Source organism: Nonomuraea sp. B19D2 (assembly GCF_040137845.1).
Classification (GTDB): domain Bacteria; phylum Actinomycetota; class Actinomycetes; order Streptosporangiales; family Streptosporangiaceae; genus Nonomuraea.
On the sequence record NZ_JBEFAK010000006.1, the window covers coordinates 207170 to 219645 of the forward strand.

12 protein-coding genes are annotated in these 12476 nt (G+C 67.7%); 6 read left to right on the forward strand and 6 right to left on the reverse strand.

Annotated elements, in window-relative coordinates; genetic code table 11:
* The first annotated feature begins 89 nt into the window (after positions 1-89).
* Positions 90-734: a TetR/AcrR family transcriptional regulator gene (locus tag ABN273_RS14070; RefSeq protein ID WP_349449190.1), complete on the forward strand. Its 645-nt coding sequence runs from the start codon at positions 90-92 to the stop codon at positions 732-734.
* Between the two features lie 120 nt (positions 735-854).
* Positions 855-1607 (forward strand): DUF429 domain-containing protein, encoded by a 753-nt coding sequence (locus ABN273_RS14075; protein ID WP_349449191.1) that lies wholly within the window; start codon positions 855-857, stop codon positions 1605-1607.
* 5 nt (positions 1608-1612) lie between these two features.
* On the opposite strand, the gene ABN273_RS14080 is transcribed toward ABN273_RS14075, so the two are convergent.
* Positions 1613-3868 carry an ATP-binding protein gene (locus ABN273_RS14080; RefSeq protein ID WP_349449192.1) on the reverse strand — a complete coding sequence of 752 codons (2256 nt, stop codon included), beginning with the start codon at positions 3866-3868 and terminating at the stop codon, positions 1613-1615.
* Between the two features lie 396 nt (positions 3869-4264).
* On the opposite strand from ABN273_RS14080, the gene ABN273_RS14085 reads away from it, so the two are divergent.
* Positions 4265-4669 carry a hypothetical protein gene (locus ABN273_RS14085; RefSeq protein WP_349449193.1) on the forward strand — a complete coding sequence of 135 codons (405 nt, stop codon included), beginning with the start codon at positions 4265-4267 and terminating at the stop codon, positions 4667-4669.
* Positions 4670-5035: 366 nt separating this feature from the next.
* Here ABN273_RS14085 and ABN273_RS14090 read toward each other — a convergent pair whose 3' ends face one another.
* Positions 5036-5290 (reverse strand): hypothetical protein, encoded by a 255-nt coding sequence (locus tag ABN273_RS14090; RefSeq protein ID WP_349449194.1) that lies wholly within the window; start codon positions 5288-5290, stop codon positions 5036-5038.
* A 40-nt stretch (positions 5291-5330) separates the two neighbouring features.
* Here ABN273_RS14090 and ABN273_RS14095 point away from each other — a divergent pair, with 40 nt between their 5' ends.
* The gene (locus ABN273_RS14095; RefSeq protein WP_349449195.1) at positions 5331-5564 is read left to right on the forward strand and encodes a hypothetical protein; all 234 of its coding nucleotides are present in this window, start codon (positions 5331-5333) and stop codon (positions 5562-5564) included.
* Between the two features lie 199 nt (positions 5565-5763).
* Here the strand turns inward: ABN273_RS14095 and ABN273_RS14100 are convergent, their stop codons facing one another.
* Complete coding sequence (locus ABN273_RS14100) at positions 5764-6468, reverse strand: NAD(P)-dependent oxidoreductase (protein ID WP_349449196.1); 705 nt, start codon at positions 6466-6468, stop codon at positions 5764-5766.
* 295 nt (positions 6469-6763) lie between these two features.
* Between ABN273_RS14100 and ABN273_RS14105 the strand changes: the two genes are divergently transcribed.
* Both ABN273_RS14105 and ABN273_RS14110 read left to right on the forward strand, forming a co-directional pair.
* The gene (locus ABN273_RS14105; RefSeq protein WP_349449197.1) at positions 6764-9568 is read left to right on the forward strand and encodes an AfsR/SARP family transcriptional regulator; all 2805 of its coding nucleotides are present in this window, start codon (positions 6764-6766) and stop codon (positions 9566-9568) included.
* An 87-nt stretch (positions 9569-9655) separates the two neighbouring features.
* A complete protein-coding gene (locus tag ABN273_RS14110) occupies positions 9656-10093 on the forward strand; it encodes a YbaB/EbfC family nucleoid-associated protein (RefSeq protein WP_349449198.1) in 438 nt (145 codons plus the stop codon).
* A 12-nt stretch (positions 10094-10105) separates the two neighbouring features.
* Here ABN273_RS14110 and ABN273_RS14115 read toward each other — a convergent pair whose 3' ends face one another.
* From ABN273_RS14115 to ABN273_RS14125, 3 genes are read right to left on the reverse strand one after another with little or no spacing between them, the layout of a single operon-like run.
* Positions 10106-10813, reverse strand: a complete 708-nt coding sequence (locus ABN273_RS14115; protein ID WP_349449199.1) for a hypothetical protein — start codon at positions 10811-10813, stop codon at positions 10106-10108.
* Positions 10797-11126: a hypothetical protein gene (locus ABN273_RS14120; protein ID WP_349449200.1), complete on the reverse strand. Its 330-nt coding sequence runs from the start codon at positions 11124-11126 to the stop codon at positions 10797-10799. Before ABN273_RS14120 ends, ABN273_RS14115 begins: the two co-directional genes overlap by 17 nt.
* Before the next feature lie 41 nt (positions 11127-11167).
* Positions 11168-12472 (reverse strand): MFS transporter, encoded by a 1305-nt coding sequence (locus ABN273_RS14125; protein WP_349449201.1) that lies wholly within the window; start codon positions 12470-12472, stop codon positions 11168-11170.
* Positions 12473-12476: the final 4 nt, after the last annotated feature.

Genomic DNA, 12476 nt, shown 5'->3' on the forward strand with positions numbered 1-12476 from the left:
TGTCGGCAAGCCGACGCTAACAGAACGACGTTTCCTTAACAAGAGAACGGTGTTCTTTAAAGTTGGGGGTAGCTATGCTGGGGCGCGACATGACGCGGGCATTCCTCAGGGCCAGACGGCCGGAGCACAAGCAGCAGCGGCGCGAGGCGATCCTCGCCGCCGCTCGCGAGCTCGCGGTCGCCTCCGGGGTGCGCAACGTCAGCCTGGGCGCGGTCGCGGAGGCCGTCGGGCTGGCGAAGTCCAACATCATGCGATATTTCGGCACTCGCGAGGAGATCTTCCTCATCCTCGCCGCGGAGGAGTGGCGGCAGTGGTCGGCGGCGGTCATCGCCCGGCTCGAGGGCTCGGGCGACGCGGTGGCGGCCCTCGCGGAGACGCTCGAGGACCGGCCGCTCTTCTGCGACCTGCTCAGCCACACCGCGACCAGCCTGGAGCACAACGTGTCGGTCCCGGCGGCCCGCACGTTCAAGCGCGCCATCCTGGACGTCATCGCCGACCTGGGCCCGCGCGTCGCCCAGGTCGCGGGCCTCGCCGACAGGGAGGGGGTGGAACTGGTCGGGGCGGCCAGTGCTCTGGCTGGACTGCTGTATCCCGTCTCGAACCCCTCGCCGGCCCTCGCCCAGGTCTACGCCGAGGACCCGGACATCGCCGCGACCTGCCCCGACTTCGTCCCGACGCTCACCCGCACGCTCAAGGCGCTCGCCGCCGGGCTCCCCGCGATCAGGGAGAGCTGAGCCCGGTCGGCTCCGACTGCGCATGTGCCGGTGCGACGGCTCTTCGACTGTCGGTAGCCGATGTCATGAATGTCGGTCACTTGCCGAGGTTCAATCGCACAGGTCCCCTATCGTGAGGGGATGTTGACGGTCGGCATCGATCTCGCCGCGGAGGCGGCGCGGACCGCGGTGGCCTGGCTCGACTGGTCGGGCGGCCGCGCGCGGCTCGTCAGGGTGGTGGTCGGGGCGGACGACGATGTGATCGTCGAGGCGGTGATGGGTGCGAGCAAGGCGGGGATCGACTGCCCGCTCGGCTGGCCCGACAGGTTCGTCGACTTCGTCACCGCCCACCGCGCCGGGCACGTCCAGGTGCCGGAGGGCCTCGTGGGCCGGACCTGGCGGCGGGATCTGGCGCTGCGGGTCACCGACCAGGTGGTGCACCGGCAGACCGGGCTGACGCCGCTGAGCGTGTCGGCCGACCGCATCGGCCACGCCACCATGCGCTGCGCCGCCCTGCTGGCCGAACTCGCCCGGCGGGGCCGGCCGGTCGACCGGCGTGGCCGGGGCGCCGTCGTGGAGGTCTACCCGGCGGCCTGCCTGAAGCGGTGGGGGCTGCCGTACCGGGGGTACAAGCGCGCGGCCAACCTCGCCGAGCTCGACCGGCTGGTGGACCGGCTGCTGGAGGCGGCGCCCTGGCTGGGCCTCGGCGAGTACGAGCCGCTCTGTCGCGCCTCGGACGACGCGACCGACGCCGTGGTGTCGGCGCTGGCCGCACGCGCATCGGCCCGCGGCCTCGTGACCGTGCCGGCGGCGGAGCAGGAGGGAACGGCGGGCACGGAGGGCTGGATCGCCCTGCCCACCACGCCCCTGGACCGCCTCGTTGCCGACGCCTGAGCCTTTCACAGCTGCGACTGGAGCCGGCGGTGGATCCGGTCCGCCTCGGCAGCGCGATGTTGGGCCTGGTAGAGCCGGAAAGCCTGACGCCATGTCTGGTGCGCGTCCGCGCTCTCGCCGAGAGCGGCGTGCACCTGGCCGATCCGGTCCAGGGTCTCCGCCTCGTGATAGGCATCCCCGATGTCGCGTAGCAGGTCCAGAGCTTGTCGATAGTAGGCGAGCGCCTCCGTGTGCTGGTCGGACTGTTGCGCGATATAGCCGAGGGTGTCCAAGGTCGTCGCCTCCCCATCGCGGCTGCTGTGACGGCGGAACAGCGCCAGGGCCACTTCGCACTGGGCGCGGGCCTGCCGGCACTGGCCGAGCCGGGCATGGAGCCAGCCCGCCGCGTTGAGCGTGTCCGCCTCCCATACCTCATCGTCCAGATCTTGGACCAGGCGCACGGCAAGGCTGGCGTGTTCCAATGCTTGCTGGACATGCCCGTCCTGCTGTGCCCAGGCGGTCGCGAGAACCTGATGCGTGTGTGCCTGGGCGACGATGTCGCCAGTGTCCTCGGCAAGCCCAAGGGCGTGCTGGAGGTGGTCCATGGCCTCGCCGTGCCGGCCCAGTCTGATGAGGACACTGCCGAGGCGTCGATGGGACAGGACCTGACCGGCTGGATCCTCCAGTTCACGTGCGGCAGCGAGCGCGTGCCGGGAAACGGCCAACTGCTCGGGCAGGCGTCCTCGCAGGTTGTGGAAGCTGTTCAATGCCCAGGCCAACTGCCATACGCTTCGATGCCATCCCACCTCGGCCGCGAATTGCTGGATGGCCAGGAGACATGCGTGCTCGGCTTCGAACCATTTCAGCGCCGCCGTCTCGTTGGACAGCGGCTGAGGGCGGCAACCGGGCGCGGGGGTGGCGAGCTCGATCGAAGGCCGGTGCGGATCCAGAAGCCGTTCACCGGTGAAGGCGGTGTGCGTGTAGTAGTCGACCAGCCGACGCAGTGCCATGTCCCGGTCGTCGCTGGACCGATCGAGCTGGGCTCGTTCGGTGACGTGCAGCCGAATCAGGTCGTGCATCCGGTATCGGCCCGGGGTGTACTGCTGCAGCAGGGAAATCTCCGCCAACGCGCGCAGCGCATAGCCGGTCTGGACAGCGGGCAATCCGGTGAGGTTGGCTGCCGCGGGCAGATCGATATCCAGCCCAGGGGCCAGGGCGAGCAGTTCGAATACCATGGCCTGCTCCGCCGACAGGGCGTCATAGGACGAGGACAGCACGGCCGGCAGGCTCGCGGTCGGGTCTCCCCAGTCCAGCGCGGCGAGCCGGTTGGTGGCATCGCGAAGTTCGCGAGCCCGGTCGGCCAAGAGGGAACCAGGGTGAGCAGTCGCGCGACCGGCCATGATGCCCAACGCCAACGGCAGCCCTGCGCACCGAGCTAACAGATCCGCAACCGCGGCCGGCTCGGCGTCCAGCCGCCGCTGCCCAAGACGATGCGCGAGGAGATCACGAGCGTCGCGCTCGTCGAGGACATCCACTGCGAGCGAGTGAGCGCCGTGCGCGGTGATCAGTCCAGCCAGCTGATCACGACTTGTCACGAGCACCGTGCACGTGGGGCTGCCGGGCAACAGGGGCGTGACCTGCTGGGTGTCGCGGGCGTTGTCCAAAAGGACCAACATCCGCTTGTCGGCCAGGAGGCTGCGATACAGACCGAACTGGGCGTCGGGGTCAAGGGGGATACGTTCCGGCTCGACCCCCAAGGCGTGGAGAAACCCCCGGACCGCGGCGCTGGGTGACATGGGCTGTGCGTTCGGACTGAACCCACGCAAGTCGACGAACAACTGCCCGTCCGGAAACCGGTCGAGGTGCCAATGCGCCCAGTGCAGCGCCAACCAGGTCTTGCCGATCCCGCCTACCCCGGCGATCGCCGAGATCATCGTCCCGTCTACTCGCGCGGCCTCCAGCATGGCGGTCAACTGGGCCAGCTCATCACGCCGACCGGCGAACACCCTCGGCACCGACGGCAACTGGCGCGGCGTAGGCCACCGCACCAGCCCTGATCCATGCCGATCCGGTGCCGCCGGAGGCTCGGGAGGCCCGGTCTCGACGGGGTCGGGTTGTCGTCTCTCATGCTGGTGTTTGGCGATCCGAAACCACGCCTCACTCCAGACCGCCTGCTCGGCGGGTGTCGCCCCCAGGGCAATGACGATGCGATCAAGGAGCTCGACGGGAGCAAGGATCTTGCCGCTGACATAGGCGTGCACGGTCGAACGCGGCAGATCCACCCTCCCCGCGAGATCGCTCAGGCTGACGCGGACCTTTCGAGTCCCTCGAGCCGCACGACAGCGCAGTAGGTCAAGTTCGCGAGCGAGGTCTCGCAGATCGGTCACCGCACCTGGATCCGGCCCCGCGTCTTGGGCAGGCTGGCCAGCCACCGTTCCGCCTCCTCCCGCGGGTCACGTCTCCGTCCAGGAGTGTCCAGGATGTTCCAAGGTCGTCAGTCGAGTGGTGGTAAGTGGGTGACTATAGCCCAGCAAGCTTCTCGCTCGGCCAATCAGGTGCGGGTCTCCCCTCTGCACAAGACCTGTAAACCGGAACCGGGCAGACCTGGGTCAAGGAGGGATGCGGCGAACCAGAAGCGTCTCGTCATCGGAAAGCAACTGAGTTCGGAGAGGAGCACTTTGTCCAGAAATATTATGCCGAAAATCCCGACTCGCAGAGCCGCCGTACCGGCGCTCGTGCTCGCGCTACTCGCTTCGCTGTTCACGGTCACGGCACCCGCCGCCCAGGCTGAGCCGAACGGCTACTACATGCAGTGCAGCATGAACGGATGGGTCTTCAGCGTTGACGACCCGGGCGAGTGTTACGACGGCGTCGTCTCGGTAAAGAGCCTTCGAGACAATTCGCTCTATTACCGGATCGACGTATACAAAGCCCGCATGAACGTGAAACAGTTCCAGACCTGGAGCCAGGTCTACAAGGGCTGCACATCGCACTGGATCTGCAGTGCGGTCGCCACCGCAGTTCTCGCAAAATTCGTCAAACCGCTGAAACTGTTGTGGGCCTGGCTCAAGAGAACGTCCTAAGTGTCTTTCCGGAAGTCCTGCGCGTAGCGGGGTGTGAGATAGCAGACGCAGGCAGGTGTTGACAGGGCCTCGCCGGAGGTTGGATCGATGTTGCCCACGACGTCCATCCGCCCGGCGAGGTCGTGGTCGGTATGCGGTTGCGCTTGATGAGGTCCAGCGGCATCTATTGGTCGGCAGTGTGACGAGCGAGATCGAACGCCGATACTCTCAGCGGATCACCAGGCAACGGCTCCATCAGCCGGTGTTTCGGCAGCGGGTAATCCACGCGTACGAGAGCGCCTGTGCCATCTCCGGTTAGGTCACACTCCAGGAAATGCTGGCCGAGCCCATGGGGGGACACGAGGGAGGCTTCCGCTATTCGGGTTCCTACTCGCTGGCGATCTCGATCTGGGTGAGGAACAGGCGCCAATAGCCTTTGGCGATGTCGGCGCCCTCGGCGCAGAGGGCTTGGGCCTCACGCCGTAACGGCGGTGGTGGCGATGGTGCTGAGCTCAGCCCGTAACACGGTATCGACCGTTTCAGTGCGATCAGGGACTTCTCGAACTGGTCGGCCGCCTGGGTCACGAGGAAGTAGCTCTCGGCATCCTGCTTGCTCAGCCGACGCACGGTATCGGCCGCCACTTTCGATGCGGTGGTAAGCGCCGAGCCGCAGCGCTTGTCAGTGATCGGCGTCCTGGTGGTGCACCGGTCCAAGTTCACCGGCGGGTACCGCTTCGAGGCCGCCCGGAACGCGTCCGCCGCGTCGCGCGTCGGCGTCGGCGCCGGTGTGGTGGGGGCCGGTGTGGCAGGCGCCGACGAAGGCGGGACAGACGGTGGATGCGATGGTGAAGACTTCTGCGGCTGTTCGCTCCCGCAGGACGTGAGCAGTATCCCGGCAACCAGCATCACGCAATGAACCCGTCTCACGTCTGCTCCTCCGTCGGTGCGGTGATGCTAGTGACTTCGGGCGGGGAGGGGTCCCGAGTGAGACTGGCAACGCCTGGCTCCAGCCCAGGGAATTGAGAGCGTTGGCGCACCGTCGGTGCGCTTGTTCAACGTCGGCGGTCGCTGGAACGGCTCGCCGGCGCCCTTCCGGCTCGGCGCGCTTCTCGCCTTCACCTGCCGCTGCCGCCGATGCGGAGCGCCTCCTGCAAGAAGACACGGTAGACGCTCGGCGTCCCTTCGGTGGTGATGACCTCGACGATGGAGCGGACGTTGCGATCCTCGACGGCTTCGCGGATGAGCGCGTCGGCCAGGTCGCGACGCGAGGTGAACCTGCCGATCATTTGCGGTGGGCCCACGGTGTAGTCGGTGACCGCGGGGCCTTCGAACAATCCCGACGGGCGGATGATGGTCCAGTCGAGGTCCGTGCGGGCCACGATCTGCTCCATGCGGCCGGCGTCCTCATACAACGGTCGCCCCATCCTGAGCAGCGCCGGCACGATCACCTTGCGGTAGATGAGGGTCTCGCCGGGCGGGGGTTTCATCGGCACGCCGGTCGAGGTCACGCAGACCAGGCGCCGGATGCCGTGCGCGGTCATGGCGGCGATGATGTTCTTGGCGGACTCGGAGAACGTGGTGACGGCCTCGGAGCCGTAGGGGACGCCGAGCGTCGATATCACCGCGTCGTGCCCGGCCACCGCACGGTCCACCGCCTCGGGATCCAGGGCGTCGGCCTTCGCCACGTGCAGTGCGGGACCGCTGAGGGGGAACGCCTGCGGATGCCGGGTGACCGCGGTGACGGTGTGGCCCTCGGCGAGCGCCTGGGCGGTGGCCAGCCGCCCTGTCGGGCCGTTGGCTCCGAAGATCACGAGCTTCACGTTCTTCCTCCTGTTGCGCTTCGTGTCGTGACGCCAGGCTTTTTACGCATCACATATTCATTATAAGTAGCGTAAAGCATGAAGGGGATCATGAGCGAGGGGGGACGGCGCCGCTACGATTCGCTGCGCCGTACCACCCAGGCGCTGGAGACCCGGGCCGAGGTCGCGGGTGGTCGGCGCGCGGGCGATGTCGGATCTCCCTGCTCTTCCCTCTCGACCGTGATCGCCTCGTGGGCAACAATCGGCGCAGGCGCCACTAATGCGCCACAGAGCCGCCACAAGCGAGGAGCGGGCTTTGGCCGATGCCACCTACAACGTCTTGGGCCCCGTACAAGTGTGCGGGCCCGATGGCCGGCAGGTTCATCTGACCGGCATGCAGCGTGCCGTGCTCGCCAGCCTCCTTCTCAACGTCAACACGGTCGTTTCCAGGGAACGGCTGGTGGAGGCGGTGTGGGAAGATCCTCCCGCCTCGGCCGTCGCCAACCTGCAGACCTATGTCGCTCAGCTACGCAAGGCGCTGCCGTCGGGCACGCGGCTGCTCACCAAGGAGACGGGGTACCTCTTCGAGGCGCGAACCGGCGAGGTGGATCTCCTGGAATTCGAGCGGGCGGTACGGCTGGCACGGGACAGGGCCGAACAAGGCGATGTCGACTCTGCCGCCTGCCAGTTCGAAAGAGCCCTGTCGATGTGGCAGGGAAGGCTCGCCGAAGGCACCAAGCTCGCCGGTTCCATGCTCGCCCGCGTGACCGAAGTGGAAGAACGGCTCGTAGCGGCGAGACTGGACTGGGCCGAGGCGAAGCTCGCTCTCGGCCGGCCCATGGAAGTGATCGAAGACCTCCGCCCCTTCGTGACCGAGCAGCCGCTGCACGAGCGCGCCTGGGGGTTGCTCATGCTCGCGCATTCACGAGCGGGGCAACGGGACAAGGCGCTTGAGGTCTTCCGCGATGCCCGCTCGGTGCTCGTCGACGAGTTGGGCATCGAACCCAGCGAGGAGCTCCAGCGGCTCCAGGCTGACGTCCTGGCCGGCACCGCACCAGTGCGCAGCCCCGCAGCTTGGCCGTCGACCTGTCAACTCCCGTCGGACGTCAAGCATTTCAGCGGCAGGGAAGCCGAACTGGCCACTTTGGACGGGCTGCTCCCGATCCCGGGCGAAGAGCCGTACCGCACCGCCATGACATGCGTGATCAGCGGCACGGGCGGGGTCGGAAAGACCTCGCTCGCCGTGCACTGGGCCCACGGGGTGCGCGACCGCTTCCCCGACGGCCAGCTCTACGTGGACCTGCGCGGGTTCAGCCCGGCCGGGACGCCCATGCCGGCGACGGAGGCGGTGCGAATCCTGCTGGGGTTCCTCCAGCCGCTCCGCAATCGGATACCCGCCACCTTCGACGAGCAGATCGGGCTCTATCGGACTCTGCTGGCCGGTCGGCGGGTGATCATCCTCCTGGACAACGCCCGGGAGCCGGATCAGGTGCGCCCGCTGTTACCCACAGCACCGGGCAGCCTTGCCGTGGTGACCAGCCGAAACGTGCTCACCGGTCTGATCGCGGCCGAGGGCGCCCACCTGCTGCGGCTGGCGCCGCTCTCCGACGCCGAGGCCGGCCGGCTGCTGAAACGCCGCCTGGGTCAGGACCGGATGGCGGCCGAGCACGAGGCGGCGGAGGCCATCATCAAGACGTGCGCCGGGCTGCCGCTCGCCCTGGGCATCGTCGCCGCACGAGCCACCATCAACGCCGACCTTCCCCTCGCGGCGCTGGCGGAGGAACTGCAGGCGGAGAACACCCGGCTGGACGCCCTGCAGACCGACGAACTCAACACCGACCTGCGAGAGATCTTCGGCTCCTCCTATCACGTGCTCTCCCCTGAGGCAGCCGAGACCTTCGCCCATCTGGGCCTGGCGCCAGGCCCGGACATAAGCCTGATGGCCGCGGCCAACCTCATCGGACACCCGGTCGCGCACACCCGCACGCTGCTGCGCACCCTGGAGACGGCCCACCTGCTGCATCAGCATGTCCAGGGCCGTTACCGGATGCACGATCTCGTCCGCCTGTACGCCATCGAACGCGCAGCCCTTGACCTGGGCGTGGATGAGCGCGCCGCCGCGGTGCGCCGCCTGGTGGACTTCTTCCTGCACACGTCATACGCGGCCGACCGGCTGCTCTCCCCTCAGCGCATGAACGTCATCGAGCTGGATCCGCCGGCTCCCGGTTGCCTTCCGCACGCGCCGGCGGACGCGGCGGCGGCCCAGGCCTGGTTCAGAGCCGAGCACCCCTGCCTGCTCGCGGCCCAGCGGCTGGCCGTCGAGCACGGGCTGCACATGGCCGCCTGGCAACTGGCCTGGACGCTCGACACCTTCCATCTGGCCCACAATCTGCTCCAGAACTGCATCTCGGCATGGCGTACGGCATCGAGTGCCGTGGAACACCTGGACGATTCAGACGTCCATGCCTTGGTCCACCAGTTCTTCGGTCGCGCCTGCGGCCGCGCGGGAGGCCATGCGGAGTCGCTGACCCATTTGGGGGAAGCGCTGACTCTGTATGAGCGATCCGGGAACCTCGCCGGTCAGGCACAGGTTCGCCATACGCTCGCGCTCGCCTGGGGAGGTCGGAACGAGTATGAGCAGACGCTGCTCTATCTGGAAGGCGCGCTGCGACTGTACAAGGACGTAGGGGACGTCCTGGGGGAAGCCAACGTGCTCAATTCCCTGGGCTGGTTCCACGCGATACTTGCCGACTTCGCCACGGCCCAGAGGCATTGCGAGCAGGCGCTTGCGCTGCTCCGCCGTCATGACGACCGGCTCGGCGAGGCGGCGGCTCTCGACAGCCTCGGCTTCATCGCCCACAACACGGGTCAGCACGCTCAAGCTCTTGACCACTACCACCACGCCCTGACGTTGCGCCGCGAGAGCGGAAACGCCAGCACAGAGGCCGGGACGCTCTCCCGCCTCGGCGACGTGTACCGCGCCCTCGGCCGGCACGCCGAAGCCGTCCGGGTCTGGAGCCAGGCTCTCGCCATCTACCGGGACCAGCACCACACCGCGCAGCTGAAGCAGGTACAGGACAGGCTCGACGCCCTGCGGGAAGCGTCATTCCAAACCCTGTGACGGGTGCTTGATCATTGGGAGACCGTTGCGAAACAGACTCATGTTATGACTGTCCGCGAAGGCCGTACCAAAGACGGAGGAGAGCACGTGGAAAACCCGCTCGGAAATTTCGCGAACATCGACGTCGAGGCGTTCCTGCGGGATTCCGAGAAACGGGTGGCCGACTTCGCCAAGGCGCAGGAAGAGGTCGGGGCGGCGGTCGGCCGGGCCACGACCGCCGATGGCCTCATCTCGGTCGAGTGCACGGCGGAGGGTGGCGTGAGCCGGCTGGACATCGATCCGCGGGCGAAGCGGATGAGCGTCCACGACATGTCCGTGGAGATCCTCGCCGCCATCCGCGAAGCCGACGCCGACCTTCAGCGCCAGCTGTCCGCGATCATGACAAGTTCGTTCGGAGGACTGGGCGAGGCCATGGGCGATCCGGACACCGCCCAGGCACTGGCTGAGGCGCAGCAGGCCTACGAGCGGATGATGAGCGACGCGATGGGCGAGCTGGACCGCATGCGTAAGAAGCTCGGCTACTGAGTCTGCGGGCGGTCAGACCTCGGCGGTGCCGGCCCTGGTCCCTCCAGCCTCGTACTGCGGGTTCTTGAGGCCGTCCGTGAGGCTGTGCTTGGCATACCAGAGGGCCCCAAGCTTCGGGAGCAGGAACAGCGCGTTCCAGAACAGGAACTTCTTCAGCTGTAGGACTTTCTGCTCCGCAAGTATCATCTGGCTCGCTACCCGCATCTTTTCGTACAGCCTTCCTCCCGGCCCGAAGAGCAGGGCCTTGATCACACTGACCATCCCCCGGGCCGCGAAGAGCAGGTGCCAGTAGATGTACGCCGTCCAGACATTGGCCGCCACCCTGAGCCACCACGAGAGGCTGTGGGCTGAGTCGGACGCGGCGTTCGACGCCATGGCGTAGCTGGTGACCTTCTGCGCGTAAAGCTCCCGCTCTGGTGCCTGCCAGCTGGCCAAGGACACGCTGTCGTGCTGTTGCTTGGTCGTCGTGCCCGCGGCCTGGACGCCGTTTGCGAAGGCGCTCCAGCCGTCCGCGGCCCTGTGCATCACCTGTGGGTCGGCCGGTACCGTCAGCCCGTACCCGACGACCGACCATATGCCCACCCCAGGAAAGACCGCGGTGATGACCCCGTACATGGCAAGGGTGGCGTACTGGATTTCTTTGAAGTCGCCGCCCTCATCCCCCGGCTTGAACGGGTCCGGAGTGTGGATGGAGCCGGGAATCTTAAAGCCGCCGGACATTTTCCTCGTTCCTCGTCTCCACAGTCTGCATGTTGTCGGCGACCGTGTGCAGCCGGCCCCGATGATCATGCAGAGCCAGGATCGTGTTGGCGACCGTGTTCTCCGCGTAGCCGACGATCTTGTCGTGCTCCATGGCCAAGAACCATCCGAGCACCCCCATGGCCCACGGTCCCATGCGCATGTTCTGAGGGAACTCGCTGGCCTGGCTCAGGTGCGACACGGGGGAGGTGCCCTCGACATCGTCAGTGAGAGCGTCGCCGAGTGCTCTGATCGCCGGTAAATGGTGGATACGTGCTGCTTCGTCTTGGCTCAAAAACTGCTCCAAGTACGTGATCCATTACTTGACTGGACATACTAGCTGTGCCTGAGCGTGGCGGTGCGGATGCCGCGGCGCAGGAGAGCGGGAAGACACAGGATCGTGCCGAGTGCGCCGATCCACACCGTCGCCTCCAGCCCCAGGAGCGCGGTGGCGGCGGCGGCCAGCAGGGATCCGAGCGCGACCGCGCCCCACAGCAGGAACCGCTGCACGGCGGACACCCGGCCGAGCAGCTCGGGCGGGGTCTGCGTCTGACGCAGGGTCAGCGAGGTGGGGCTGAACGCGCCCTCGCCCACGCAGTGCACGATGCTGCCGATGACCAGGCCGGCGGCTCCCAGAGCGCCGTGCGCTCCCAGCACGGGCATCGCCACGATGCCCAGCACCGACACGGTGGCGGCCAGCATGAGCGCGCGCGAACTGCCCAGACGCCTGATGAGGACGGCCGAGGCGAGGTTGCCGATCGGGTAGCCGGCCGCGGCGGCGCCCACCACGACCCCGATCCACTGCGGGGACAGTCCCAGGACGTTGCGGCAGTACAGGACCAGGCTGGTCTCGACCATGGAGAGGAACAGCACATAGACGGTGCCGCAGGTAAGGACCGGCTCCAGGACCGGGTGCCGGAGCACGAATCTGAGCCCGGCCGCGACGTCCCGCCGTACCCAGCCCCGCTCCCGCACGGTGACGGCGGGCGGCTTTTCCCGGTGCCGGATCAGGACAAGCGTCACGAACGAGGCGGCGAAGCTGAGGGTGTTGGCGACGAGCGCGCCGGCCACGCCGAGCACCCCGATGACCGGTCCCGCGGCCATCGGCCCGACCGCCTTGGCGGTCGACTCAGACAGCGCCAGGCGGGTGTTGCCGGTGTGCAGCTCGCCCGGCTCGGGGAAGAGGCCGGGCAGAAATGAGGTGTACGCGACCTGGAAGAACACCACCGCGCAACCGCTCAGCAGGACCAGCGCGAACAGCAGGGGGAAGCTGAGCACACCGGTGACCGCCGAGATCCAGATGGCGCCGAACGCGATCACCTGCACGCCGTCACAGACCAGCATGACGGTACGGCGAGGCAACCGGTCCACGATGGCGCCCGCCGGCAGGCCGAGCGGCAGGAAGGGCAGGAAGAGGGCGAACGGCAGCAGCGCCGCCTGGGCCGGGGTCGCGTCCAGCACCGTCACCGCGAGCAGGGGCAGCGCCAGCGTCATGAACTGGTCGCCGAACAACGACAACGACTGCCCGGCCCACAGGAGCCCGAAGTCGCGGCGTGCCGTCGGCTCGGCCGCCTTCTGTGAGGAGGCCGTGCCTCCTGCCGGACCGTCCACTCGCTGCTGCGTGGTCTCCCGTTCAACCATGGCG

Coding starts and splice junctions, on each gene's coding strand:
- ABN273_RS14115 (WP_349449199.1), bottom strand. CDS start 10,813: ATGTCCGGCGGCTTTAAGATTCCCGGCTCCATCCACACTCCGGACCCG.
- ABN273_RS14125 (WP_349449201.1), bottom strand. CDS start 12,472: ATGGTTGAACGGGAGACCACGCAGCAGCGAGTGGACGGTCCGGCAGGA.
- ABN273_RS14070 (WP_349449190.1), top strand. CDS start 90: ATGACGCGGGCATTCCTCAGGGCCAGACGGCCGGAGCACAAGCAGCAG.
- ABN273_RS14075 (WP_349449191.1), top strand. CDS start 855: ATGTTGACGGTCGGCATCGATCTCGCCGCGGAGGCGGCGCGGACCGCG.